This is a genomic window from Paenibacillus tyrphae, from assembly GCF_027925525.1.
Lineage (GTDB): Bacteria > Bacillota > Bacilli > Paenibacillales > NBRC-103111 > Paenibacillus_G > Paenibacillus_G tyrfis_B.
Window position 1 is genome coordinate 1 of record NZ_BSDJ01000008.1, and the last position, 24,963, is coordinate 24,963.

General features: G+C 57.0%; 23 protein-coding genes. 9 read left to right on the plus strand and 14 right to left on the minus strand.

Annotated elements, in window-relative coordinates:
* Positions 1 to 381: 381 nt before the first annotated feature.
* Genes QMG93_RS11320 through QMG93_RS11330 form a run of 3 tightly spaced genes read right to left on the minus strand, consistent with a single transcriptional unit; the run spans position 382 to position 2,808 of the window.
* Positions 382 to 1,575 carry an aminoacyl--tRNA ligase-related protein gene (locus QMG93_RS11320; protein ID WP_281936418.1) on the minus strand — a complete coding sequence of 398 codons (1,194 nt, stop codon included), beginning with the start codon at positions 1,573 to 1,575 and terminating at the stop codon, positions 382 to 384.
* 31 nt (positions 1,576 to 1,606) lie between these two features.
* The gene (locus tag QMG93_RS11325; protein WP_281936420.1) at positions 1,607 to 2,446 is read right to left on the minus strand and encodes a phytanoyl-CoA dioxygenase family protein; all 840 of its coding nucleotides are present in this window, start codon (positions 2,444 to 2,446) and stop codon (positions 1,607 to 1,609) included.
* Between the two features lie 17 nt (positions 2,447 to 2,463).
* Positions 2,464 to 2,808, minus strand: coding sequence for a VOC family protein (locus tag QMG93_RS11330; protein WP_281936422.1), 345 nt, complete (start codon positions 2,806 to 2,808; stop codon positions 2,464 to 2,466).
* Between the two features lie 269 nt (positions 2,809 to 3,077).
* Here QMG93_RS11330 and QMG93_RS11335 point away from each other — a divergent pair, with 269 nt between their 5' ends.
* The 7 genes from QMG93_RS11335 to QMG93_RS11365 all read left to right on the plus strand — a co-directional run bounded on the left by QMG93_RS11335 (position 3,078) and on the right by QMG93_RS11365 (position 10,981).
* Positions 3,078 to 3,980: a glycosyltransferase family 2 protein gene (locus tag QMG93_RS11335; protein ID WP_413789285.1), complete on the plus strand. Its 903-nt coding sequence runs from the start codon at positions 3,078 to 3,080 to the stop codon at positions 3,978 to 3,980.
* 42 nt (positions 3,981 to 4,022) lie between these two features.
* Complete coding sequence (locus QMG93_RS11340) at positions 4,023 to 5,357, plus strand: aspartate aminotransferase family protein (protein WP_281936426.1); 1,335 nt, start codon at positions 4,023 to 4,025, stop codon at positions 5,355 to 5,357.
* A 25-nt stretch (positions 5,358 to 5,382) separates the two neighbouring features.
* On the plus strand, positions 5,383 to 6,978 hold the full coding sequence (locus QMG93_RS11345) for a M2 family metallopeptidase (RefSeq protein WP_281936427.1): 1,596 nt from the start codon (positions 5,383 to 5,385) through the stop codon (positions 6,976 to 6,978).
* A 37-nt stretch (positions 6,979 to 7,015) separates the two neighbouring features.
* Positions 7,016 to 7,957 (plus strand): hypothetical protein, encoded by a 942-nt coding sequence (locus tag QMG93_RS11350; RefSeq protein ID WP_413789287.1) that lies wholly within the window; start codon positions 7,016 to 7,018, stop codon positions 7,955 to 7,957.
* Positions 7,958 to 8,001: 44 nt separating this feature from the next.
* Entirely contained in the window at positions 8,002 to 8,904 is a 903-nt protein-coding gene (locus QMG93_RS11355; RefSeq protein WP_281936429.1) for a YqaJ viral recombinase family protein, read from the plus strand.
* Between the two features lie 12 nt (positions 8,905 to 8,916).
* Positions 8,917 to 9,759 carry an RnfABCDGE type electron transport complex subunit D gene (locus QMG93_RS11360; protein ID WP_281936431.1) on the plus strand — a complete coding sequence of 281 codons (843 nt, stop codon included), beginning with the start codon at positions 8,917 to 8,919 and terminating at the stop codon, positions 9,757 to 9,759.
* A 160-nt stretch (positions 9,760 to 9,919) separates the two neighbouring features.
* Positions 9,920 to 10,981 (plus strand): DUF6612 family protein, encoded by a 1,062-nt coding sequence (locus QMG93_RS11365; RefSeq protein WP_281936433.1) that lies wholly within the window; start codon positions 9,920 to 9,922, stop codon positions 10,979 to 10,981.
* An 89-nt stretch (positions 10,982 to 11,070) separates the two neighbouring features.
* On the opposite strand, the gene QMG93_RS11370 is transcribed toward QMG93_RS11365, so the two are convergent.
* The gene (locus QMG93_RS11370) at positions 11,071 to 12,357 is read right to left on the minus strand and encodes a cation:dicarboxylate symporter family transporter (protein ID WP_281936434.1); all 1,287 of its coding nucleotides are present in this window, start codon (positions 12,355 to 12,357) and stop codon (positions 11,071 to 11,073) included.
* A 134-nt stretch (positions 12,358 to 12,491) separates the two neighbouring features.
* Here QMG93_RS11370 and QMG93_RS11375 point away from each other — a divergent pair, with 134 nt between their 5' ends.
* Entirely contained in the window at positions 12,492 to 13,781 is a 1,290-nt protein-coding gene (locus QMG93_RS11375; RefSeq protein WP_281936437.1) for an ATP-binding protein, read from the plus strand.
* A 7-nt stretch (positions 13,782 to 13,788) separates the two neighbouring features.
* Positions 13,789 to 14,727: a response regulator gene (locus QMG93_RS11380; protein ID WP_281936439.1), complete on the plus strand. Its 939-nt coding sequence runs from the start codon at positions 13,789 to 13,791 to the stop codon at positions 14,725 to 14,727.
* A gap of 68 nt (positions 14,728 to 14,795) precedes the next feature.
* On the opposite strand, the gene QMG93_RS11385 is transcribed toward QMG93_RS11380, so the two are convergent.
* From QMG93_RS11385 to QMG93_RS11430, 10 genes are all read right to left on the minus strand, one after another.
* A complete protein-coding gene (locus QMG93_RS11385; protein ID WP_281936441.1) occupies positions 14,796 to 15,716 on the minus strand; it encodes a C40 family peptidase in 921 nt (306 codons plus the stop codon).
* Positions 15,713 to 16,816, minus strand: a complete 1,104-nt coding sequence (locus QMG93_RS11390) for a mandelate racemase/muconate lactonizing enzyme family protein (RefSeq protein WP_281936443.1) — start codon at positions 16,814 to 16,816, stop codon at positions 15,713 to 15,715. The genes QMG93_RS11385 and QMG93_RS11390 overlap by 4 nt, the downstream gene beginning before the upstream one ends.
* 21 nt (positions 16,817 to 16,837) lie before the next feature.
* Entirely contained in the window at positions 16,838 to 17,767 is a 930-nt protein-coding gene (locus QMG93_RS11395; protein WP_281936445.1) for a S66 peptidase family protein, read from the minus strand.
* A 719-nt stretch (positions 17,768 to 18,486) separates the two neighbouring features.
* On the minus strand, positions 18,487 to 20,109 hold the full coding sequence (locus tag QMG93_RS11400) for a peptide ABC transporter substrate-binding protein (protein ID WP_281936447.1): 1,623 nt from the start codon (positions 20,107 to 20,109) through the stop codon (positions 18,487 to 18,489).
* 36 nt (positions 20,110 to 20,145) lie between these two features.
* Positions 20,146 to 21,201 (minus strand): ABC transporter ATP-binding protein, encoded by a 1,056-nt coding sequence (locus QMG93_RS11405; RefSeq protein WP_281936449.1) that lies wholly within the window; start codon positions 21,199 to 21,201, stop codon positions 20,146 to 20,148.
* A 5-nt stretch (positions 21,202 to 21,206) separates the two neighbouring features.
* A complete protein-coding gene (locus QMG93_RS11410) occupies positions 21,207 to 22,124 on the minus strand; it encodes an ABC transporter permease (RefSeq protein ID WP_281936450.1) in 918 nt (305 codons plus the stop codon).
* Between the two features lie 2 nt (positions 22,125 to 22,126).
* Positions 22,127 to 23,059 (minus strand): ABC transporter permease, encoded by a 933-nt coding sequence (locus QMG93_RS11415; protein ID WP_281936452.1) that lies wholly within the window; start codon positions 23,057 to 23,059, stop codon positions 22,127 to 22,129.
* 15 nt (positions 23,060 to 23,074) lie between these two features.
* Complete coding sequence (locus QMG93_RS11420) at positions 23,075 to 23,899, minus strand: M55 family metallopeptidase (RefSeq protein WP_253407825.1); 825 nt, start codon at positions 23,897 to 23,899, stop codon at positions 23,075 to 23,077.
* Positions 23,900 to 24,030: 131 nt separating this feature from the next.
* A complete protein-coding gene (locus QMG93_RS11425; RefSeq protein WP_216793244.1) occupies positions 24,031 to 24,384 on the minus strand; it encodes a DUF3870 domain-containing protein in 354 nt (117 codons plus the stop codon).
* A 381-nt stretch (positions 24,385 to 24,765) separates the two neighbouring features.
* The gene (locus QMG93_RS11430; protein WP_010492398.1) at positions 24,766 to 24,939 is read right to left on the minus strand and encodes a hypothetical protein; all 174 of its coding nucleotides are present in this window, start codon (positions 24,937 to 24,939) and stop codon (positions 24,766 to 24,768) included.
* Between the last annotated feature and the right edge of the window lie 24 nt (positions 24,940 to 24,963).

Here is a 24,963-nt window from a genome sequence, read left to right on the forward strand (position 1 = left end):
CTCTGAGATTTTCTTCTTCTAGAGTTTCTCAGCAGCCTGAGGCGCTAACTTGGTTAGCGCCTCAGGCTGCTGAGAAGTGACTTTAAAAAAATAGAGGAACATACGGAGGTGGGGTATGCACTGTAGGAGCGATAGCGTTCGCCTTTGTCCGCGGGAAATATCCGCTGCGAAGCGGCTTCAAATCAAAATTTCCTGCGGGCCCGGGGTCCCCGCAAAGTACTCGGACTAAGCTTCCCTGATTCAACTTCACTTTGTGGGGTGGAGCAGCGGTCGGAAGTGGATACCCCACCCCATCGTAACCTCTATTACCTCAATGACCATTTCCCCAACAAGCTTAGGCGCTAACGTGGTTAGCGCCTGTTTTCTATACCTGAGCAGTCGTCAGTGCGGCCGATAAGCTCTCGCCCCGCCGATCAAGGGACGCTCCCCCCGGTGCCGGCCATTCGACGGGATGGGAAAAAGCGTCTCCCGCACCGTCTGCGGCCATTCCTGGATGACCGGCCCGTGCGTCATGAGCAGCGCCTGTACCCAGCGGTCGATGCCGAAGCCGACGCAGCCCGATTGGAACGTATGGCTGCCGTCGTCGATCCCGAACGATTGGCATAAAATCGAGCCGCATAAGTTGAACGACGTAATGGCAGCGCCAGTCTGGTCGTCCGGTGTCACCCGCAATTCGTACTTCAGCGCGCCGGATTGCTGGTAGAACAGCATGGCGCCGTCGTCGTGAAAATAAAACGGGTCCGTCGCCGTTTCCAGATACCCGCGCAGCCCCAGCCGCTCGAACAGCGCCCACGAATCCTCCACAAGGGTGGCCCGCATTTGCTCCACCGGCTGTTCCTCCCCGAGAAACACGATTTCGCGCATCCGGAATTCGCGCACCCGGACAGGCGACAGGCGCGCCCGGTGTTCATGACGGTAGCACGGACCGGCGGCGGAGAACAATTCCAGCTTGCCCGGTTTCCGCCGTTCGGCGGCTAACTCCGCATACACGTGGTAGCAGACGCAAGGCTGCAAATACAGCTCGTTATGACGCATCAGCTCCCCGAGCGGCTGCTGCTCGCTCAAATGGGAGCGGCAGCGCTCCAACGTTTCCTGCTCATGCTCCACCTCCGAAACGCCGTACACGTTTTGCGGATAATGGTACATATAGCCGCTGCGCATCATGTGCTCCATCGTCATAAAGGACGGGTAGCGTCTCATCTGCGCGCCGTAGCCTGCCGCCATGTCAAAAAACAACCGGTCCAGCGCCTGCTCGGCCAAAGCGGCATCCCCGGTCAAACGCAGGCTGCCGACCGGCGCGAGCGGGGCCTGCTCCCGGCACGGACGAGGCGGCTTGGCCATCCGGTTGTCCTTCAGCGTCTTGCGCGGGATAAGCCGGATCTTTAGGTTGTCATGCAGGAAGCGCTCGGCCTTCCGGCGAAAGGCTTCCTCGTCGTCCCCCTCGTAGTCGACCTCAACCTCCGTCTCGCCGACCCACACCGCCGTGATGCGTTCGGACAAGTAATACATCGACTCCGCCACTTCTTTTGCCTTTTCCCTGGCTTTAGGGCTGGACAAAGCATAACGGAAGCGCATCTGCGTCTCCTCCTCTCCATTCGTGCCTGAATTAGTTTCGCTTAATATATTGATCGTACAAAGCCGTGTCCTTGTACGTAAAAATCGATTGCTGCATTTCGATGATTTTCGGGGACGAATTGAGCTTGCGCCTTACCCTCCCGCCATGCTTGTCCACCAGATACCCGTAATTCAAGGTTACTTTCTCCAGACTCGCTCCGGCAAAATGCGTGACAAACGAACGGCGATACCGGTACGCCGACTTGTTGCGCGTCGAACCGTGATATATATTGCCGTTGAAAATAACGACGTCGCCCGGTGAGGTGCGGATTTGAACCGGTTCATACCCTTCCGGCACGCACAAAACTTCACTGCCGTACGCGTTGCAGCTTCCTGGCAACACCTCGGCGGAGACCAGGTCCAGCTTCTGCGTTCCCGGCACGAAGAGCAGGCTGCCGTTCTCTTCGTCGGCCGGGTCGATGCTTACCCATACCGCATAGGACGTGCCCGGCCACACGCCGATATGGTAGTTGTCCTGATGATACCCGAGTCCCCGCGTGCCCGGAGGCTTGTAATAATAGCTGGATTGAACCGCAACCGGCTCTTCCCCGATCAGCTCCTCCAGCGTGGCAATAACCCGGGGCTCCAGCATAAACTTTACAATCTTCTCGTTTCCCCGGTGAAAATCCCGCAGCCGGTTCGGGTACAAGCTTTCCAGCGGCCGACCCGGATGCTGCACAATTTCGCCCGACGCAAGCAGCCCGAGCCAGATGGACAAATACTCGGCGCTTATTTCTTCCAATTGCTCTGGATCGTACGCTCCGCGAACGACCAGATAGCCCTGTTCTTCAAAAAACGCCTTCTCCTTCGTACGGACAAGCGATTGGGTCATCTTCATCCTCCTCCGCGTTAAAAATGGCACACGTTCAACAGCTGCCCGCTGTCATCCCTGAAATCGAACGTTTGTACGGTTCCGTAATCACGAATCGGCCCGACCTCCACTCCGAGAAGCTTCATTTCCTCATAGGCCTCCCGAAGGTCGGACGTGTAAAAATTGAAAAACGGACACTCCTCCTTCACCGCCTCCTGCGGCACGAAGGTGATCGGCGTTCCGTCGCCCGCCTTCAGCGTGGCGATCAAATCGGTGCGCCACTTGATCTTCAAACCGAGCGTCTCCGTATACCACCGTACCGTCCGCTCCAAATCGGGCACGCGCAGCAGCACCGTATCTATCCGTTCCAACCGATGCTTCACCTGAATCCAACCTCCTGTTATCGGAACTGCCGTGCGCGAAGTCCGCACATTCGCCATCTCCCCCGGCCTCCGTTCCCTTTCCTTCCGAATTGTAGCACCGTCCGGCGAGCGCTTTCTCTGCCTAGCTTGTCCGCTAATCGGGTTTTGTTGCCGTCTTTTCCGGCCGCATCCAAAAACCGATCGCTCGCCAAAAGCCGAGTCGCCCGTGCGGACGAGCGGCTATAATCCGTAACAGCGGCGCCGGGCCGGCGGCCAACTGACGAAAAGAGGTGATTCCGTTGCGCGAAATCAGTGTGGTCATACCCGTATACAATCAGGCGTACCCCCTGTCTTTAACCCTGTACGGCTTTACGCGGCAGCCGCCGCCGTTCGACCGCTGCCGCATCATCGTGGTGGATGACGGCTCGTCCGAGCCGATCGAAGCGGTTGTCGAGTCCTACCGCGACCGACTGAATATCGCTTATGTAAGGCTCCCCCGCAAAGGCCGGGCGACGGCGAGGAATGAAGGCGTACGCCGAGTGGGCGAAGGGATCGTCGTGTTTTGCGATGCGGACCGTATCCCGCGGCCGGGCTTCTTGCAAGCCCATTACGAGGCGCACTTTGGCGCGGAAACGAGGATGGTCGTCGGCCATGTCCGCGAGCTGTACGTTTCGGACCCGGAGCGAAACCGGGAGCTGGTGCTGGAACGAATTAGACGGGAAACGCACGACCGGGTGCCCCAATTTTGCCGATTGGTGTACGGCCTGTTCGATGCCGACGGCGGCACCTCCGCGGCCGCGGCCTGGGTGTCGACCTTAAGCGGCAACTTGTCCGTTCCCGTGGAGCTGTTCCGGCGGCTCGAAGGGTTCGACGAACATTTTCACGAGTGGGGGTTCGAGCACATGGAATTCGGCTACCGGGCGCATTTGCTAGGCTGCCGGTTCCGATATACGCGCCAGGCGGTCAACGTGCATCTGGCCCATCCGCGAAGCGGCTCCTCGTACGAAGCGCTCATTCGCCAGAGCCACGCCTACTTTTACCAAAAGCACCCCCGGCCAGTGATCCGGCAGTTTCTCGGCTTTATGCTGGGCCATACGAGCCTGCGGCAGCTCGAGCAGACGGCGCTGGCATGCGAGGGAAGCGGCAGCGCCGCTTCCGTTCCGGACGGATTTGTCCGGATCACGAATTTTTAACGAATACCCTCTCCAAGTCCATAGAAAAAAGGAGCTGCGCTCATGACCTATATGACAGAAGACGGTACCAAGCCATATCCGGTGCTTCATCCATTTACGTATATGCCCGAGCCATCCGCGTTCGATTCGGGCAGCCCTTATATCCGTCTGTGCCGCGCCCAAGGATGCTGGGCGTACGACGAGCAGAACCGGGCATACCTGTACGCAACGACCGGTGCCACGTCAGTCGGGCTCGGACATCCCCGCGTTCTGGAAGCCATAGCAAAGCAATACGCGGCGCTCAGCTTTGCCTCCACGTGCGCGCAAAGCCATCCGCTCGCAGTCCCGCTCGCCGAACGGCTCATTCGACTGTGCGGCGGGCACTACGCCAAAGCGTTCTACAGTGCCGACGGCTCCGGTGCGGTGGAATCGGCCATGCGGCTCGCCAGACAATACTGGATCGCGGCCGGCCAGCCCAAGCGCTCCAAGTTCGTTTCGCTGGAGGGCGGCTATCACGGGACGACGTTCGGTTCCGGTTCGGTCACGCATCTGGGCATCCGCGAAATGTTCGGACCGGGACTTGCGGGGTGTTACAGCGCCGCGACGCCCAATCTATACCGTCCTCCGGTCGAAGGAAGGCCGGAATGGATTGTTTCGTTTTGCCTCGATCATCTGGAGGAAACTATCTTCGAAGCCGGACCGGACGAGGTGGCTGCCGTGCTGCTGGAGCCGGTGCAAGGGGTGAACGGCATTGTTCCTCTTCCCCGGGAGTATGTGGCGGGGGTACGGGAGCTGACCCGCAAATACGGTATTCTGCTCGTGATGGACGAGATCGGGACGGGACTCGGACGGGCGGGGCATTGGACCGTATCTCAGCATTTCGGCATCCAGCCGGACCTGCTGACGGTTTCCAAAGGGCTGACCGGTGGCTATTTTCCGCTAACCGCCACACTGCTCTCCGCGGAGATGGACCGGCTTCTCTTCGGACGGGGCGGGTTTTTTCTGCACGGGGTGACGCTAAGCGGACATCCGGTCGGCTGCGCCGCCGCTATGGCCGTACTGGACATTTTGGAGGAAGAAGGGCTTGTGGAGAGCTCCCGCCATGAGGGAGACGCGATGCTGTCCGAGCTGAAAAGCGGGCTGGGAGATCATCCGTTTGTCGGCGACATCCGGGGCATGGGCATGATGCTCGCTATCGAATTCGTCGCATGTAAGGACAGCAAGCAGCCGGTAGACGATGCGTTTGGCTTGCAGCTGTCCAAGCTGCTGCGCGAAGCGGGCGTCCTCGGCAGCTTCTTGAGCGGCGTATTAACGCTGTATCCGCCGCTGACGCTCGGGCAGGACGAAGCCCGACAGCTGACAAACGCCGTGATAGATGCGGTAAGCAAGTTGTCATGAATAGTTGCGGAAACGGAGGAAAGGCATGAGAACGAGTCGCAGCTTGGCCCGCTATGCGCAGGATACGAACGATCTCTTGAGATCGTTATACTCGCCGATGATGCACGCATTGTGGATGGTGATGACGACCGGGGAATGGAAATGGGTGCAGGAATCGGTGCGTCACGAGAAAGCTTACCAGAAGACGCTTTCGTCCCCGCTCTTCCGGAGGAACTTGCTGCGGCGTATGGACGATAACTCCGCAGAGCCGCTTCTGCGTCGGCAGCTTGACGTGCTGAGACGGGAGATGCTAGAGCACCGGACCTCCCCCGTTAAACGCGAACGGATGGCTTCCCTCTGGAACGATCTGCACTATACGCTGGCGACGTTCCAAGCGGAAGTAAACGGCGCGCTGCTGTCCGAGCATTCCATGCTCGTCCTGCTCCGTTCGCTGCGGGATACCGGGCTCCGCCGGAAAGTGTGGCTTGCGGGAATGCAGGTCGGCGCTTCCGTCGCCCCCCGGCTGATCGAGCTTGTTACGCTGCGCAACGAGGTTGCCGTCAAGCAGGGCTTCGCCAACTTTTACGAAATGAAGCTGTATGCCCAGGAAACCGAGCCCCGGCTGCTGGAGGAGCTCATTCGTACGATCCGGCGCGGACTTGACGCGGCATACCGGAGGGAGAAGGAGCGTATCGACGAGGAACTCGCCGAGACGTTTCGCGTGTCCAAGAGCGCTCTCCGCTCTTGGCACTACGCCCATCCTTTCGTGCAATCGCACAATCCGTTCATGCTGGGGGAGACGATCGATCCCGATGGCATCGAGGGGCGGGTCGCCTCCTGGCTTCACAGCCACGGGTTCGATATCGGGCCGGTGCTCCTCCGCTCGGATACGGCCCCAAGAAGCGGCAAAAGCCAGGCCAACTGCTGCCTGAACGTCAACCGGGGAGACGATATCCGGCTCTCCTGCCATTTAACGCCGGACCGTAAAGGACTTTCCTTGTTTCTGCACGAACTCGGCCATGCCGTCTACGAGCAGGAGATCGATCCCGCGCTTCCTTTTCTGCTTCATCAGCCCGCGCATCCTTTGCTGAGCGAGGGAACGGCGCTGCTGTTCGAGCGACTGGCGTGGGACCGGGGCTGGCTTCAGGAGCTGAACGGCGGAATCTCATTCGTGTCGGAGGAACAGGATACGGGCCCCGCGCTGCGCAGAGAACTGCTCGTGAAGCTGTACTGGACGATGACCGTCGTCGAATTCGAGAAGCGGATGTACGAAAACCCCAGGCAGCCGTTGAACCGGCTATGGTGGGAGACGGTCGAGCAGATTCAAGGAATCCCCCGGCCGGAAGAGTGGGACTTCCCCTACTGGGCGGCCAAAGCCCATCTGACCACGCTGCCTGTCCATTATTACAATTACTTGCTTGGCGAAGTGGCCGCTTCCCAATTCCAGCATGAGCTTACGGCCCGTTTTGGCACTTGGCGGTCCGCGGAAGCGCTCGGGTATTTGCGGGACAGCCTATTCCGTCCGGGGGCTACCAGACCTTGGACCGGCCTGTTGGCCGAAGGGTTCTCCGGCAGGCTGGACCCGCTGCCTCTGATCAAGCATCTCCAGAATACGACAACACACGAGGAACGAAGGGAATGAGCTGCGGGGACAACAGGACAATGAAGGCGAGGTGATGATGAGTTTGACTAGGATGCGCTCCCGATTTTTCAACGCCGTCGAATACGATCCGGAAACCGGCATCATTACCAAAACGAGCCGGGCCGCGGCGAAGCTGAAGGACGAAATCCGCTGGTATCTCGATCTGCCCGCAGAGCTGCGCAGTCTCATTCCCGAAGTTGTGGATTATTCGCTGGGCAGCAAGCCTTTCCTCCGCCTGAGCCACGTTCCCGGCCCGACGCTCTCCGAGCTTTATTTGAACGGCGAGGCTGCGCAGCCGGAATGGGAGGCCGTGTGGGAGCGGATCGACGACATCTTTCGCACCTTTGCCCGGTATCCGGCCGGCGTAACCCGGCATCAGCTCGCGGACATGTATATCCGCAAAACGCGCCAGCGGCTCGCCTCCTTTTTGGCGCGAAGCCATTGGGCGGCGGACGTGCACCGGGCGGGGCGGCTTCGTTTGAACGGGGCCGATCTTCCTTGCCCGGTCCGCCTGTTCGAAAGCGAGATCGCCGTATTCCGAGAGCTGCTGACGGATTCCGTTCCCGCTCTTCTGCACGGAGACATGTGCTTCGGGAATATACTGTACCACTCAGCAACACGCGAACTAAAGCTGATCGATCCCCGCGGAAGCTTCGGCAAGCGGGGGCTATACGGCGACCAAAGGTACGATCTGGCCAAAATCCGGCACAGCCTAAGCGGCTACGAGCATATTTCCCATAACCGCTTCTCGCTCGTCCTCGCGCCGGGCCGGCTTGAGCTGGACATTCCGTTTACGCCGCTTCAGACCAGCCTGCGCGACGAATGGGACGCAAGGCTCGGCAGCAAGCTGGAAGCGGTGCGCGGGATCGAATGTCTGCTCTACCTCTCCATGCTTCCGCTGCACGAGGAAAGCCGCTCCCGTCAGCTTGCCCTATATGCGGTGGGGGCCCGGCTCCTCCGCGAACTGCTGCCGGAATGACCATCGTACAAAAAATTTCCGACGAAAGGAGGCCGCTTCGCGACATGTGGGCCAAAACGCTCGTGCGTACCAAGGACCTCTCTCATGAGGAATGGCTGGCTTGGCGGCGCCGCGGCCTGGGAGGAAGCGATGCCGCGGCCGTCTGCGGGGCAGACCCGTGGAAAGGTCCGATGGACGTGTATATGGACAAACTTGGAGAAGCGCTCTCCCCTCCCGAAACCGAAGCGATGCGGCTGGGAAAGCAAATGAAAGATTTTATCGCCCGCCGGTTCATGGAGCGGACCGGGCTTCAGGCGATTCGCCGCCACTCGCTTTTCCAGCATCCGCACCACCCGTTTATGCTGGCGACCGTCGATCGCTGGCTGGTCGGTCAACAAGCCGGTCTGCTCTGCAAGACCGCAGGCGAATACCGCAAGGACGAGTGGGAGCAGGCCGTCCTGCCGGAGCGCATCGTCCTACAGTGTCACCATCTGATGGCTGTCACCGGAGCGAACCATTGGTGGATCGCGGTCCTGATCGGAGGCAACAAGTTTCGCTCGTTCCGCTTGGAGCGCGAGGAGAGACGGGTAACGGAGCTGATCGAGAAAGAAGCCCGCTTCTGGCACGGACATGTGCTGTCTACACGACCGCCCGCTTGGGACGGTTCGCCCGCCTCCTCGGCGCTGCTGCTCCGGATGTTTCCCCCGGACGAGACACATTCGCATTCGCATCCCGTAGCGCTCTTGAACGACGCCGAAGACTGGATCGAGCGGTATCAACGGGCCGACCTCGCGGAGAAGGCGGCCGCGCTGCAAAAGGCGGAAGCCGAAAACCGGTTGAAGGGCATGCTTGGAGAGCACGAACAAGGGGTCACCTCCCGTCACCGGGTCGAATGGAAGACGATCCGGCCGAGGTCCGGCCGTCAACCGGCGTACCGGCGGTTTCAAATCCAACCTATATCCAAATGAACGGAGGATTGTATGCGCAACGAACTATCTACCAAACTGCGTACCGTCGTATCCTGGTCGGATTACAAAATCGACCCCCGGTATTTCGTCCTGCTGTTTTTGAGCAGCTTCGCCGTCGCCGGTCAAGTGTATCTCGGCTTTTTCCAGAAATGGGACGCCGTCATCGTCTCTGTGATCGCCTCCGCCGGTACTGAACTGGTCTTGCATCGGCTGAAAAGGGGAACCTGGCAGTTCCCCCTCAGCGCAGTCATCACGGGCATCGGGGTCAGCCTGCTGCTCAGCTCTCATGTCGTATGGGCTTACGCGGTCACTTCGTTTCTCGCCATTGCCATCAAATATGCGATACGTTTCAAAGGCGGACACGTCTTCAACCCGAACAATGTCGCGATGGTAATCATGCTGTTCATGCTTCCCGAGTTCGCGGTCAGCACTCCGAAGCAGTGGACGAACGGCTTGCCCGTCATGGCGGTGATTTTGGCGCTTGGCATCGTCGTCTGCTACATTGCAAACCGGTTGGACTCAGTGCTTACGTTCCTCGGCAGCTTCACGCTGTTTGCGCTGATCCGACATTTTTATTTCGGCGCCCCGCTGTACGCCGCTTTGGGACCGCTTCTGGGCGCATCGCTGCAGCTCTTCGCCTTCTTCATGATTACGGATCCGAAATCGTCCCCGACAACCTGCAAAGGGCGAATGCTGTTTGCTTTTTCCGTGGCGGCGCTCGATGCCGTTTTTCGTATCAACCGCATTCCGAACCCGCAATTTTATGCGCTCTTTGTCGTTTGTCTTCTGATGCTTATCCCTTACCGGCTGTGGGCCGAACGGAAAGCAAAGGCCGAGGCGGCAATCCAATCTTGAGTCGCCTATTCGCCGTCTAGTTCCAAAGTAGGACATTCGTTCCATTAGACTATGAAATTCGACACGATTTACCAATCATTCCTTTTCAAATCTATTTTTTTGTAATAGAATAAGCAATGTTGCAAAAATAGAGTCAGATTTGGAGAGGGGATCAACACAGATGTACAGGAAGAAAATTGCACTTGCTCTTTGCGCGCTGCTGGTTGTGATGGCAGTCCTAGCCGGCTGCGGAGCAAAGCCAGCACCGAAGGAAACGCTGGAGAAGGCGTTCCAGACGGCTGCGGATATGAAATCGGCTGATTATAAAATGACCTTCGCGATGAACATGGACTTCCCTGCCGACGCTTTGGAAGAAAATCCGCAGCTTGCCGTAACAGCGCAAATGCTGAAAAACATGGAAGTGGCCGTAACCGGCGCTTACCAGCAAGAACCGTTCCAGATGGAAATGAACATCGAAGCCAAGCTCAAAGGCGATATGGCGATGAACATCAATCTGCCGATCGTGATGACCGATCAAAAAATTTGGGTGAAGGTACCGAACATTCCGATGCTGCCGCTGCCGAAAGATGTGGTAGGCAAATTTGTGGAGCTTGATCCGAAGGAACTGGCGAAGCAATCCGACCAAAAAGTGAATTTCGACGCCGCTACCATTAAGAAGCAGCAAGAGCTGGGCCAAGAAATCGGCAAAATCTTCTTCAAGCACGTGGACGAGAAAACGTTCCTCTCCTCCGTGGACAAGAAGGACGCCAAGCTGCCGGAAACGGTTGAAGCGAATCAGATCGTTAAATTCGCGGTTACGAACGAAAACCTGGAACCGTTCATCACGACGGTCGCCGAAAAAGTGCTGCCGGAAGTGCTCGATCTGATGATGAGCGACAAATACGCGAAAGTGTTTGACTTCAAGAAAGAAGACCTGGAGCAAGCGAAGAAAGATTTGACGGCCAATTCCGGAGAAAAGCTCAAATCCGATATCGCAAAAATGAAGGAAGACGTCAAAATCAAGGACCTGCAAATCACGACAGCCGTCAACAAAAAAGGATTCCCGGTTTACCACGATGTAAACGTAGGCCTGGAAGTCAAAGAAAATGGCAAACCGTCTCAAATCGGCGCCAACATCAAAGCGGAATATTCCAAGATCAACGAAAAGCCGGAGTTCAAAATCGGCATCCCGAAAGACGTTATTACCCTCGAGCAGCTGATGGCCAAAACAAACGGCATGTAATTCAACGTAAAAGCCGCGCCTCTAATCGGAGACGCGGCTTTTTTTGTACATAGTATCGACTCATCTTGGAAAATCTAGCACTAGTGGACTTAAGCCGTCGGCTTCAGCGCCTGCTTGGACGTTTCCTTGACTGCAGCGGCGTAAGCCAGTCCTTTTTGCTTGTCGTATTGGCCTTCCCACTTGGACATGACTACCGCAGCCAGAGAGTTGCCAAGCACGTTAACGACCGTGCGGGCCATGTCGAGAAGGCGGTCAATCCCGGCAATGAAAGCGAGTCCTTCGACCGGAATTCCCACCGAACCGAGCGTCGCAAGTAGAACAACGAACGAAACTCCGGGCACGCCGGCGATGCCTTTGGATGTCACCATGAGCACAAGCATCAGCGTAATTTGCGAGCTGATCGGCATGTGGATGCCGTACATCTGAGCGATGAACAGCGCCGCAAGCGCCTGATACAAAGTCGACCCGTCGAGATTGAACGAATACCCGGTCGGGACGACAAACGACGTAATCGCTTTAGGACAGCCGAACTTTTCCATTTTCTCCATTACTTTAGGCATGACCGATTCAGAGCTGGCCGTGGAATAAGCGAGAATGATTTCGTCCTTAAGCAGCTTGATGATCGTCCAAATGCTGGTGCCGGACATTTTGGCGATGGCCCCGAGCACGACGAGAATAAAGAACACCATGCTGGCATAGACGACAATGACGAGCTTGCCAAGCGGAATTAGCGAGCTTACGCCAAATTTGGCAACGGTGACGCCGATCAAGGCGAATACCCCGAACGGTGCGAATTTCATGACTTGATTCGTCACCCAGAACATCGTGTCGGCAACGCCATGGAAGAAGCTAAGTACCGGCTTGCCGCGTTCTCCGATGGCCGCAACGCCAAGTCCGAACATGACGGAGAAGAAAATGATCGCGAGCATATCGCCGTTCATCAAAGATTCGAAAATGTTTTTCGGTACGATGTTCACAAAAGTGCTGGCGATGCTGTGGCTTGCTTTCTCTGCCGTATCGACATAGGTTTTGATATCGGTCTTCGCGAGGTGCGACATATCGATCCCGGCGCCCGGCTTGAAGATGTTGGCAAACAGCAGGCCGACGATAATAGCAATTGTGGTAACGATTTCAAAATACAAAATCGTTTTGCCGCCGAGCTTGCCCAGCTTCTTGATATCTCCTACCCCGGCGATGCCGACAATCAGCGAAGAGATAACGATCGGCACGACGATCATTTTGATCAAGCGGATGAAGATGTCCCCAACCGGCTTCAGGTACGTTTCGACAGCAGGATTCCCGTAAAAGATGGCTCCAACGGCGATCCCGAGCATTAAACCGATCACGATTTGCAGAGCCAATCCGAATTTTTTCATGACTGTTTCCCCCTCTTTTGTTACTAAAAGCGCTTCCAAATCAGTGGCGTCTATGAAATAATAGGTTTGAATATTATCATATGGATCGTCTACACTAAACTACAAAAACCTACAATTGCGAGTTGATGCGAATTTTGAAAAAGGCCATATCTTGGCAAAGCCGCCTGCTCCAGCTCGCCCTTGTCGCCATTCTCGTACCGCTGGCCGCCGAGCTGAAATTTTATCCGTTCTCGGATTCGTTCCGCGTCGGCATGGGGCCTCCCGTGCTTTTTTTCAGTTTGCTGTGGCTTCGCGGGTTAACGCCGCTTGCGGCGGGATTCGTAACCGGCCTCACCGTGCCGGCCTTCCGGATCGGACTGGATGCGCTGGGCGGAGCGGCGGTTGAGTCTTCTTTCTATCAGCATGTTCCCGCTTTCTTCTTTTATTTCTCATATGGGGCCTTGTTCGCCGCGGCGCAGGTCAACAACTACCGGCAAAGTCCGCTGCTGATCGGGCTGATCGGCATGGGATTGGAAATCGGCTCCAATGTGGCGGAGCTGTTTTTTCGCTATTCGCTTCCCGGCCGCACGATCATTCTGCACGAGCTGGAGCAAATTATCGTGATCGCCGTATTCCGGAGCTCGTTCGTGCTGGCGATCTTCAACATCATCCAGCTGAGACAGGTGCGTGCGCTGCAGGAGCGGGAGCGGCAGGAAAACGAGCATCGGCTGATGCTGATCTCGACGCTGTACGAGGAATCGGTGCATCTTCAAAAAACGCTGCAGCAGGCCGAGCAGATCACCCGCTCGTCCTATGAGCTGTACCGGGGGCTGAAAGACGCGACCGAGCCCGATTTTGCCCGGCAAGCCTTGGGAATTGCCGGACAAGTGCATGAGATCAAGAAGGACAATCAGCGCATCTACGCCGGATTGTCGCAGCTCATTACAAGCGAGCAGCGGGCCGACTACGGCCTGGCGGAAGAGCTTGGCGGCGTGGTAGTCCGCTCAAATGAAAAATACGCCCTCCTGCACGGAAAATCGATCCGCATTGCGTTGAAGGTCAAGGGGGTGCATCCCCCTTATCACGCCTACACGCTGCTGTCGCTGCTGAACAATCTCGTCTCGAACGCCGTAGAGGCGATTGCGAAGGATGGGGATATTGAAGTCGTCATCGACCGTGCGGACGAGCGGACGACGGAGCTGCGCGTCCGAGACGACGGCCCGGGCATTCCGGGGCATTCGCGGGATATCGTTTTTCATCCCGGCTATACGACCAAATACGATTCCGCCGGGGTTCCGTCGACGGGCATCGGCCTCTCCTACGTGCAGGAAACGGTGGGGCGGCTCGGCGGAACGATCACGATTCGGGAAGGAATCGGTGGAAAAGGAACGGAATTTATCATACAATTGCCGTTAGCAAGTTTAACGACGAATAAGGACGGGTGAAAAAGGAGTGCGATTTTTTATAACCGATGATGACCCGGCGGTACGCCGGATGCTGGCGCAGTTGGTCGAAGACGAAGATCTCGGCGAGGTGGCGGGCGAAGCCGAGGACGGAGCGGATGTGGATGCCGGGCTGCTGGCGGTCACGCGGACCGATATTTGGCTCATCGACCTGCTGATGCCGAAGCGGGACGGGATTGAGACGGTGCGGGAGATCGCCCCGTCGTTTCCCGGCAAAATCATCATGCTGTCGCAGGTCGAATCGAAAGAGATGATCGGCGAGGCATACGCCTTGGGCGTCGAATATTACATAACGAAGCCAATCAACCGGTTGGAGGTGCTGTCGGTCATCCGTAAGGTCGAGGAGCGGATGCGGCTTGCACGGTCCATTCAGAACATTCGCCAGTCGCTGCTCGGACTGGACGACGGCGGCTTAGGGAAGCCTGCAGCCCCGCGCGAGCAGGATCGCGGTTCTGCCGGAATCGGCTCGGCGGGCCGTTATTTGTTCTCGGAGCTTGGCATCACCGGGGAAATCGGCTGCAAAGATTTGCTGGCGATGCTGCAAATTTTGGCGGAGCATGACGACGACGCTTCGGGCCAACGCGATTTCCCCCAGCTGAGGGAACTGTTTCGCGCAGCGGCCGTGCGCAAGCTGGGCGATAAGGCGGACGAAGCGGTGATCAAGAAAGAAATCAAAGCAGCCGAACAGCGCGTGCGCCGGACGATTCATCAAGCGTTGAGCCACTTGGCTTCGCTCGGATTGACGGATTATTCGAATATCAAGTTCGAAAATTACGCATCGAAATTTTTTGATTTTACGGAGGTTCGCAAGCGGATGATGGAACTGGAGGACGAGAGCGGGGACACCGTCTCGCAAGTGCGGATCAACGTTAAGAAATTCATTCAGGTCCTTTATTTGGAGGCCAAGCAGCACATGCGGGAACATTGATGCGAGGAAAGGGCTCTGCCTAGGTCTGTAGCGGACCTTGGGAGAGCCCTTTTTCTCAGGTAATCATTTTACCAATACCTTCTGGAAATACAATGCTCCTTCGCCAGCTTGTAGCCGTCCAGTTCGACAAGCTCTATGCACCCTTCGGAATCGGGAGAATGAAGCATCCGGTTATCACCCGCATAGATTCCGACATGATGCACGCGCCCCTTGCCTTCTTCATAGGCGAAGAAGAGCAGATCCCCCGGTTCGAGACGGTCCCGCTCCACCATCTGCCCCCGATCGGCTTGATCGGAAGCGTCCCGCGGAATGAGAATGCCTTGCGATTTATGCATGCTGTAAGCAAAGCCGGAGCAGTCGTAGCCGAAGGAAGACATGCCTCCCCAGAGATAAGGCAGACCGATAAACCGCATCCCCTGCCGGACGAGCCGCTTGCCCGTATGCTCTTCTTCCATGACGGAGGATGCCGGACGGCCGGCGATCCGCACTTGATCCTTCGGCAAAAAGCCCGCTCCGTGCGGGGTATCCACTACGACGCCGTCGGTCGTCTCTTCGATGACAGGCAGCCGGGTTAAGAAGCTCAGCTCGATTTCGGCTTGAAGCGAACGGAGAGACAATATCGCCCGGGGAGCGCTCACCTCCGCCCATTGGTCCACGGAGGATTGGGCACTTGCTTCCGTCAGCTGGCGCTTCGGCACCCATCCGGGATAGCCCGCCCCTTCCTTCCGGGTGCTTTGCTCGGGAATGAGCACCTTGACCCAGTCGCCGCTTTCTTCGGCAGCTACCGCCTCGGTTCCGTACAGCATTTGCGTCTGAATCCGATTCGCGCCGTACAAATCCAGCTTATCCTTAACGGTCATAGCCCCGAGCCATTCCGTTATGGCCGCTGGATGCCGCAGCGCCGGTTCGTCCAGCGGACACGGAGAATCGGGAGACGTCCACACGGTGGCGACGGACACCGCTACTCTCACTCGCTTCGGTCCGTTCATGACACGGCACCCATTCCCTCCTGGCAGCGCACGTTCCGGATGCCGAGTCCTGCCTCGTCCGGGAACGTCATGACCCGCCCGTCGTATCGGACGCCGCCGTCGACAATATCGTGAAGCATCATGAGCGGCGCATCGAAATCGAAGCGGGTAATGTTCTTTTTACTCGCTGCAAAATGAGCCGCCGCCGTTACCGCAAGACGGGATTCGATCATGCTGCCCACCATGCATTCCACGCCGTATTCCTCCGCAATTTGGTTGATGATTTGCGCTTTGTAGATCCCGCCCGATTTCATCAGCTTAATATTGATCAGATCGGCTGCGCGCCGCTGCAGCACTTCAAGCGCCTGCACCGGAGAGAATACGCTCTCGTCCGCCATAATCAGCGTTTCGACCGCGTCCGTGACGGCCTTCAAGCCTTCGATATCTCCGGCCTTCACCGGCTGCTCTACAAGCTCGATGTTAAGACCCATGTCTTCCATCCGCCGGATCGATTTGACCGCATCCTTCACCTGCCAGCCTTGGTTCGCATCCAGTCTGATTTTGACCCGGTCGCCTACGCGGCTTCGGATTTCTCTGATCCGTTCGATATCTTCGCCGATATCGTCCTTCCCTACCTTGATCTTCAGCACGTTGAACCCGGATTCCACATAGCGGGCCGCATCGTCGCCCATTTCTTTCGGCGAATTGACGCTGACGGTAAAGTCCGTCTCGATCCGGTCCTTGTAGCCTCCGAGAAATTGATACAGCGGCACCCCGCAGGCCTGCGCCACCAGATCGTAGACTGCCATATCGACCGCGGCTTTGCCGCTGCTGCAGCCGACCATTGCCTGATGGACGGATTGAATGATTTGTTCGTAGGCCAGCAGACTTTTGCCGACTAACAGCGGTGTGAACGTATGGACAATGGCGGATTCGATACTCTCCAAGCTGTCCCCCGTAATCACAATCGTAGCTGGCGCTTCGCCCCAGCCGACCCGGCCATCGTCCGCCGTGATCCGAACCAATACGGATTCCGCTTGGAATACGGTCCGCAGCGCGGTTTTGAACGGTTTGACGAGCGGGGTGGACTGGCGCATTACGTCTATTTTTTGAATTTGCATCCAGGGCGCCTCCTTACGCTTCTACTTTACAGCCGGTTCGATAAACTCCAGCTTCTTTTGTGCGGTATTCATCCTCGCCTCTATGCCTAACGGCACGGCGATGTTCGGCGAGCAATGACCGATTTTAAACCCTGCGAGTGCGGGTCTTCCTGTCTGAACGAGATGATGCCGGATGACCTGCTCCAACGTTAGTGAATTTTTGTACTTGTTCGGCTCGCAGTTGTGAAAATCGCAGACGAGAATGCCCGACGCATCGGCCAGCTTTCCGGCCTGTCGCAGTTGGTTCAACATCCGGTCGACGCGGTACGGCTCCTCGTCAATCTCTTCTATAAACAAAATACGTCCGCGGGTATCCAATTCATACGGCGTCCCGAGCGTGCTGACCAGCAGGGTCAGATTGCCCCCGACCAGCGGCCCGTCCGCTTCCCCTTCCACCAAGGCGACAAGCGGCGAGATGTTTTCCGCGTAGACAACCGGCTTCGGATGAAACAGCTGCTCAAAGCCCTGCAAGGTCAACGGATGGACAGGCTCCTCGGCCAGACAGGTCAGCATAGGACCGTGAAACGTAACGAGCCCCGACCGATTTCCGATGGCGGTGTGGAGGAACGTAATATCGCTGTATCCCCAGAAAATTTTCGGGTTATCGCGGATGCGGTCGTAATCCAGCATGTCGGCTATTCTTGCCGACCCGTATCCGCCACGTGCGCATACGACGGCCCGAATGCCCGGATCCGCGAACATCGCGTTCAGCTCCGCCGCCCGCTCCTCGTCCGTCCCCGCCAAATAGCCGTACTGGCGGGACAGCGTACCGCCGAAGCGGACGTTCAGGCCGATCTGCTTCAAATAACCGGCCGCCTGCTCGATTCTGCTCCGGTCGCCCTGGCTGGCCGGGGCCGTAATGCCTACCGTATCGCCCACGGCGAGACGTGGGGGTTTGATGCGATTGCGCATGGTATCTTCCTCCCTTCGTTAGCGGAGCCGACGATGGCACGGATTGGTCGATCATGCGGTATTGCCAGAACCATGCCCGGCATAATGCAGGTACTGGCGTGACGGGCTATCTAACCCACTCAACATCACAGAAACTATCCCGATATCGGGCTTGACGGTTACTCAGTATGCTTGCTTGATACTAGGCGACAGGCAGATTACATGCTTTACAGTATCAGTGGTACGATTGCCAATCGATCAGTCTATGTAGCATCGCAAGAGCTATCGCATGCCCCATTGGACGCTTTTTTCAGCATCGCTGGCACTGGCGCGACAGTTCTGTTCTCCTTGCGCTTGCCGGGAGAGGCGCTATGTTGCGGCACTGCTCGGCGGGTGGTCAGTCCCCATGTACTACCGTATTCAGCATAGAGGAACTGCGATGCGTTATTTGGCCTGATATCGGCGCCTTGTGCCAAATAGAGGAACTGACGTTCGCTATCACTCCCACTTCGCGGGGCATGAACATTTTTCGACACAACTAAAGCACCTGTCTTCCGCTATATTCCAACGGACGCTGTATCCTACCCTTTAACGTATCGTACTTCCTTTAATATCAAGTGTAGCTCAGCTGCCCCAAAGATTCGCCAGCCCACCGGCTCCCTCCAACCTTAGAGCAACGGAGCTGCTCGCCCTGCAACCTGCAAGCATCCACGCAACAGGCCGCACCGCCACGCTGCCGTCTATTTCAAATCGGCCCACTTGAAGTCGATATAGCCGTAAGCGTGCCGGACGACTCCTTCCAGCTTGTCGCTTTGCATATAGGCCGAGTTGTAAAAGTACAGCGGCGTGATCGGCGCTTCATCCAGCAAGATTTTCTCCGCTTCGTGCAGCAATTTGAACCGTTTGGCATTGTCCGGCTCATTGTAAGCGTCTTGAATCAGCTTGTCGTACTGCGCGTTGCTCCAGCCGGTCCGGTTGTTCGGATTGCCAGTCTGGAAGATGTCAAGGAAATTGATCGGATCGGCAAAATCCGGCAGCCACGACGAACGGGAAAATTGCAATTGCAGCTTCTTCTGCTCGGCCGTCAGCACCTTGCCTTCCTTGCTCTCGATTTTCACGTCGACACCCAGGCTTTCTTTGAACATCGCTTGAGCTGCTTCGGCAATTTTCTGGTGCAGGTCGTTCGTATTGTAGGTCAGCGTCACCTGCGGGAGCGTTTCGTAGCCGGCCTCGGCCATCCCTTTCTCCAGCAGCTTTCTCGCCTCCGCGGCGTCAAACTTCACCAGCGTTCCTCCAACCTTGCGGAAGTCGTCCCCTGCCGGATCTTTGAGGCCGTACGAGACGAACCCGTCCGCCACTTTTTGCTTCTGCTTGACAACGAGGTCGACGATTTTCTGGCTATCTACAGCCATCTGGAACGCTTTGCGGATATTGACGTTATCGAACGGCGGCATCTTGGTGTTGAAACGATAAAAATACGTTCCCGCCGAATCCTCCACCTTGACCTTGCCATCCGCGAACAGCTTCTGGCTTAAATCGGCCGGAATGACGCCGTCAATATGCAGTCCTCCGCTCTGATACAGCTGATACTCCGTATTCGTGTCGTTGACCATTTTGAACGTAACGCCGTCCAGCTTGACGCTGGCCGCATCCCAGTATTGGTCGTTTTTGACCATCTTCAGCTCGGAATCGTGCTTCCATTCGGTGATTTTGAACGGACCGTTGCTTACGATCGTAGCGGCTTCGCTTGCCCATTTGTCGTTTTTCTCTACGGTTGCTTTATGTACCGGGAAAAACGCCGGGTTGGACACCATCCCGAGAAGCCACGGGGCCGGCTTGGTCAACACGACCTCCAGTGTCTTGTCGTCCGTCGCTTTGATTTTGACGCCGTCGGCCGGGCCTTTATCCGAATTGTACGCTTCCGCTCCTTCGATGACATAAGCCAGAGGCGCGGCCGGCGAAGGCTTCTTCGGATCGAGCATCCGCTTCCAGGCGAATTCGAAATCGGATGCTTTCACCGGATCTCCGTTGGACCACTTGATGCCGTCCCTCAGCGTAAACGTATACTGCTTGCCGTCGGGACTAATCTTCCATTCCTTGGCCATCGCGGGCTCGGGGGATTGGGTTTTGCCAAGGCGCGTCAACCCTTCCATGGCGTTGTTCAGGATATCGTAAGACACCTGGTCGAACCCGACCGGCGGGTCCAGCGACGTAGGTTCCCGCAGATTGTTGTACAGCAGGATTTTGGCCTGTTGTTCGCCCCGGGCCGGATCGGTGCCTGCCCCTTCTTTGCCGCTGCAGCCTGCCAGCGCCGTTCCGGATAACAGGATACAGCCGAGGAGTAAAGCCGTTTTTTTCTTCATGCAACGTCTCTCCTTCACATTGTATGATAGGATTCGCTAACCTATTGCCGTTCGGATAAAAGTATTCGCGTCCGGCGGATCCATCTGCTTGGCACGCGCGTCCTGCAGCCAACAGGCGACGCCGTGCCCGCCGGACAAGCTGGTCGTGCCCGGCTGGAAGTCGGCGCACACTTCCATGGCGTAAGGACACCGAGCTGCGAACGCGCAGCCCTTGGGCGGCGCGAACAGATCCGGCGGAGTCCCCGGGATCGATTGGAGCGGGGTATTCCGGTCGCTATCCAGACGCGGCATGGATGCGAGCAGCCCTTTCGTATAAGGATGCTGCGGATGCTGGAACACCTCGTCCACTGTGCCCGACTCGACCACCTTGCCGGCGTACATGACGTTCACGCGGTCCGCGATATTCGCCACCACGCCCAGATCGTGGGTGATCATGATGATGGATACGCCGGTTTTGCGCTGCAGCAGCTTGAACAGATCGAGAATCTGCGCCTGAATCGTCACGTCGAGCGCCGTGGTCGGTTCGTCGGCAATGATCACCGACGGCTTGCCGACCGCTGCGATCGCGATCATGATTCGCTGCCTCATGCCGCCGCTGAACTGGTGCAGATGCTGCTTGAGCCGGCTTTCCGGATTCGAAATGCCGACCAGCTCCAGCATCTCCACCGCCTGCTTGCGGGCTTCGGACCGCGACAGCTTCTGATGGCGGATGATGCCCTCCATAATCTGCTCGCCGATGGTGATCGTCGGATTGAGCGCGGTCATCGCATCCTGAAAAATCATCGTGATCGCCGAGCCCCTGATCTCCCGCATCTGCTTCTCCGACAGCCCGGTCAGCTCCCGTCCCTGAAACCGGATGCTGCCCTGCCTGATCTTCGAGGTTTGCGGGGGCAGCAGCCGCATCAAGCTGCGGGCGGTGACGCTTTTGCCGCAGCCGGACTCGCCTACGATGGCGAGCGTCTCGCCGCGGCGAAGCGTCAAGCTCACGCCGCGGACCGCCTGCACCTCGCCGCCGTACGTGGCGAAGGAGACATGCAGGTCTTTCACTTCGAGCAGGACGTCCGGGGGAGACGACGAATCGGGTCCATTCATGGAACTTACCTCCTCTGCTTCGGATTAAATGTGTTTTGCAGCCCGTCGCCGAGCAGGTTGAACGCCAGCATCGTCAGCGAGATGAAAAACGCCGGAAAGAACAGCCGCCACCAATAGCCGGATAAAATCGTCGGCAGCGCATCGTTCGCCATCGTGCCCCAACTGGCCAGCGGAGGCTGAATGCCGAGACCGAGGAAGCTGAGGAACGCTTCCGCGAAGATCGCCGACGGGACGGAGAACGTCACCTGCACGATAATGACGCCAAAAGCGTTCGGTAGCAGATGTCTGCGGATAATGCTCCACGCCCCTGCTCCGAGCGTCCGCGAAGCCAGCACGTACTCGGACGACGCCAGCTGAAGCACCTGCCCGCGCACGATCCGGGCCATGCCTATCCAGCCGGTAGCCGTCAGCGCGATGATGATGGTGAACAAGCCCGGGCCCATGACGACCATCAGCAGGATCACGATCAGCAGGTACGGAATGCCGTACAGAATGTCAACGATCCGCATCATGATGTTGTCGACCCGCCCGCCAAAATAGCCGGCAATGCCCCCGTAAACGACTCCGATGAGAAAATCGATGAGCGCGGCGACGACGCCGACGGTCAGCGATATACGGGAGCCGAACAGAATGCGCGCGAACACGTCGCGGCCAAGCTCGTCGGTGCCAAACCAATGCTCGGCGGACGGAGCCTGATTGCCGTTCAGCAGGTTTTGCTTGGAATAGCTTTGGTCCGTCAGCCAAGGCCCGAAGATCGAAAGCGCCGCCAGCGCAACGATGAAAATAAGCCCGAGCAGAGCCAGCTTGTTCTTAAACAGCCGGATGCGCGCCTGCTGCCAGAACGTCAGCTGCGGCCGGACGATCGCTTCCATAGGGCCGACGCGTTTTTGCATCGGCACAAACAAATGATCGGGAACCGACATCCTCACCTCTCCTTTCCATGCAGCTTGATACGGGGGTCGATTAGACTGTACGCGATATCGACCAGGAACATCATGAAGATGAGCAAGGCGCTGTAAAACACCGTCGTCCCCATGATGACTGCATAATCCCGGTTGTTGATCCCGTCCACAAAATATTTCCCCATGCCCGGAATCGCAAATATTTTCTCGATGACAAAGCTGCCCGTCAGCACGTTCGCAAGTAATGCGCCGACTAACGTAACGACCGGCAGCACCGCGTTGCGCAGAGCGTGCTTGAACACGATCGTCACCGGAGAAAGCCCTTTGGCCCTTGCCGTCTCGATATAGTCCTGCGTCAGCACTTCGACCATGTTGGCCCGCGTCAGTCTTGCGATGATCGCGATCGGTCCGGTGGACAACGCGACCGCAGGCAGCACCACATGCTTCCATGTCCCCCACGTCGCCACCGGCAGGAGCTCCCATTCGACCGCGATGTATTTGATCAGCAGCGGAGCCACGACGAAATTGGGCACCGCAATGCCGATGACGGCGAGCACCATGGCGATGTAGTCGATCAGGCCGTTTTGCCGGAGCGCGGCGACCGTTCCGAGCGCAATGCCCGATACGATCGCAAGGAGAAGCGACACGATGCCGAGTTGAAACGAGACCGGGAAGCCGCGCTCAATCATCGCGTTCACACTTTCCGGATAGTGCGAGATCGACGGCCCGAGTTCCAGCGTGAGCAACGACTTCAAATAAAGCGCATACTGGACGTACACCGGCTTATCCAAATGGTAGAACGCCATCATATTCTGGACGACGGCCGGATTGGCTTCCTTGCCGTCCCGATCGAACGGCGAGCCCGGAATCGTATGCATCAGGAAAAACGTAATCGTGACGATAAGCCACAGCGTCACCAGCATGGACACGAATCTTTTCAATAGATACGGCGCCACTCGATCACCCGCTTTTTAACAAAATGAAGTTCGCATGGCCAGTTCCGTCATGACCACCATAGCTTGGTACGCCTCCAAAATGTTTTTGGCTTGAAAGGAAACGACCGGCGAGCCCTGCTCGATCGTCGTTCCCGGCATCAGATGCGCCCACTCCGCCTGCCCGTAATTGGCGAATTCGATCGACAACACCGGACTCTCCGGGGGCGTCAAAGGCTTCACGCGGCCCCGGGCCTCAAGCGCTTCTCTCGTTTTGTCGCGCAACAGCTGCCCGCTTTTCTCCGGCGTCAAACAGAGCGCCGCCGTCCGCGAGATGCGCCGCTTGACGATAGCCGTCGTCACCCCCGGGATCAACGCCTCCGCTTCCTCCGCGGTCTCGTCGTCACCCGCCACGAGCAGTACCGGCACGCCGTAATGACCTGCGACGAACGCATTGAAGCCGAGCTCTCCGACCGCCGTATCGTTGATGTACATATTTCGCACGCCGAAAATCATCGTGTGGCTGAGCACGCCCTTCCTTGCGGCCCGTGTATGATAGCCCAAAAAAGCGGCCCCGGCGAAGCTGGCGTCAAGCCCCTGCACCATCGAAAACGGCTTGACGTCTCCCGAAATCAGCTGCGTCTCCGGATGAAGCTTCTCAATCAGCAGGTTGTTCATCTTGGAATGGCTGTCGTTGACTACGACTTCCCCGCATCCCTCCTGGAATGCCGTTTCAATGACATGATTGGCCTCCGCAGTCATGATGAGCCGGCCTCTTTCATAGTTGTGCTTGCTGGAATCGACAAACGTCGCATCGACCAGTCCGGTAATGCCTTCCATGTCAATCGAAATGTACAGTTTCATCGCTCAATCCTCCAATGTGATAGGTATAAAAAAATCCAGCAAACGACAACCGGCAGCCACAAGGCTTCCAAGCGTATCGTTTGCTGGATTTTATTTACGCGTATGTCGCCATACTAATAAACAAAGCAGCGTTATCCGGTCCCTGACGCACCGGAATCGCAATCCCGGCCGTTCAAGGCCAATTTGTATTTTTTTTGCGCATCCTTGAAGGCGACGATGATCGCTTTCTGCGACGAACCGTGGTACCTTCGTTTGATTTCGTCGGCGACCGGCTCGAAGGCCAGAATGCTCTGCCCGACGAATAAGGAGCGCACAAATTGCGAGGTTAGCGGAATAGTGGACGAGCAGCCCGCATCCACGATTTTGTGGTTGGTCGTATCCACGACAAGTCCGATGAAAAATGCGCTGTACTGCTGAGTAATCGGATTATTGAGAGATGTCTGCGCATCGCCGACCACGTAAACCGTGTCTTTATCGTAATCCATACCCGTCTCCCTTAATCGGCGTCCTTGGACCGGACGAACAGGGATGAGGGAAGGGAAGCTTCCCACGACCTGCCGCCTTCGGACGCCCAATGAAGAATATGTAACTTATTCTAACAACAAACTAACATATTGTAAACATGAAATAAAATATTTTGTATGCGCTTACGTTTTTAATCCCAAAGCTTATCAAAGGAACGCTCTGGAACAATTGTTAAACTTTCGTGAAATTTCCCGTAACCAATTCTATTATAATAAACTCCGCTGCGTCTGAATAGCTTTATTTCACAATTTTATCAATGATTTGTCGATGATACGACGATGATAGGGTGCAGAAAAAAAGCCGACCCTCCCACAAGGACGACCGGCATTCCGCTTCACACGCTACTCCAGACGGTAATCGTCGATCTTCTCCCCGTCTTCCCACACCTCGACGAACAAGGCGTCGCAATCCTCAAAATCGGACGGCTTGAACGAAAGAGCTTTCTCCTCGTCCTCGCCCACATACACATTTTCCATCCCGTCTTCGTTGAACGAGAGGATGACATACAGCTTCATTCCAGAACCTCCAGCAACTAAGCG

What these genes read in the sequence shown, in the direction of transcription:
- QMG93_RS11385 (WP_281936441.1), bottom strand. Translation starts at nt 15,716, where the DNA reads ATGAACGGACCGAAGCGAGTGAGAGTAGCGGTGTCCGTCGCCACCGTG.
- QMG93_RS11320 (WP_281936418.1), bottom strand. Translation starts at nt 1,575, where the DNA reads ATGCGCTTCCGTTATGCTTTGTCCAGCCCTAAAGCCAGGGAAAAGGCA.
- QMG93_RS11355 (WP_281936429.1), top strand. Translation starts at nt 8,002, where the DNA reads ATGTGGGCCAAAACGCTCGTGCGTACCAAGGACCTCTCTCATGAGGAA.
- QMG93_RS11430 (WP_010492398.1), bottom strand. Translation starts at nt 24,939, where the DNA reads ATGAAGCTGTATGTCATCCTCTCGTTCAACGAAGACGGGATGGAAAAT.
- QMG93_RS11390 (WP_281936443.1), bottom strand. Translation starts at nt 16,816, where the DNA reads ATGCAAATTCAAAAAATAGACGTAATGCGCCAGTCCACCCCGCTCGTC.
- QMG93_RS11350 (WP_413789287.1), top strand. Translation starts at nt 7,016, where the DNA reads ATGAGTTTGACTAGGATGCGCTCCCGATTTTTCAACGCCGTCGAATAC.
- QMG93_RS11405 (WP_281936449.1), bottom strand. Translation starts at nt 21,201, where the DNA reads ATGAATGGACCCGATTCGTCGTCTCCCCCGGACGTCCTGCTCGAAGTG.
- QMG93_RS11345 (WP_281936427.1), top strand. Translation starts at nt 5,383, where the DNA reads ATGAGAACGAGTCGCAGCTTGGCCCGCTATGCGCAGGATACGAACGAT.
- QMG93_RS11420 (WP_253407825.1), bottom strand. Translation starts at nt 23,899, where the DNA reads ATGAAACTGTACATTTCGATTGACATGGAAGGCATTACCGGACTGGTC.
- QMG93_RS11325 (WP_281936420.1), bottom strand. Translation starts at nt 2,446, where the DNA reads ATGACCCAATCGCTTGTCCGTACGAAGGAGAAGGCGTTTTTTGAAGAA.
- QMG93_RS11410 (WP_281936450.1), bottom strand. Translation starts at nt 22,124, where the DNA reads ATGTCGGTTCCCGATCATTTGTTTGTGCCGATGCAAAAACGCGTCGGC.
- QMG93_RS11360 (WP_281936431.1), top strand. Translation starts at nt 8,917, where the DNA reads ATGCGCAACGAACTATCTACCAAACTGCGTACCGTCGTATCCTGGTCG.
- QMG93_RS11365 (WP_281936433.1), top strand. Translation starts at nt 9,920, where the DNA reads ATGTACAGGAAGAAAATTGCACTTGCTCTTTGCGCGCTGCTGGTTGTG.
- QMG93_RS11370 (WP_281936434.1), bottom strand. Translation starts at nt 12,357, where the DNA reads ATGAAAAAATTCGGATTGGCTCTGCAAATCGTGATCGGTTTAATGCTC.
- QMG93_RS11395 (WP_281936445.1), bottom strand. Translation starts at nt 17,767, where the DNA reads ATGCGCAATCGCATCAAACCCCCACGTCTCGCCGTGGGCGATACGGTA.
- QMG93_RS11340 (WP_281936426.1), top strand. Translation starts at nt 4,023, where the DNA reads ATGACCTATATGACAGAAGACGGTACCAAGCCATATCCGGTGCTTCAT.
- QMG93_RS11400 (WP_281936447.1), bottom strand. Translation starts at nt 20,109, where the DNA reads ATGAAGAAAAAAACGGCTTTACTCCTCGGCTGTATCCTGTTATCCGGA.
- QMG93_RS11425 (WP_216793244.1), bottom strand. Translation starts at nt 24,384, where the DNA reads ATGGATTACGATAAAGACACGGTTTACGTGGTCGGCGATGCGCAGACA.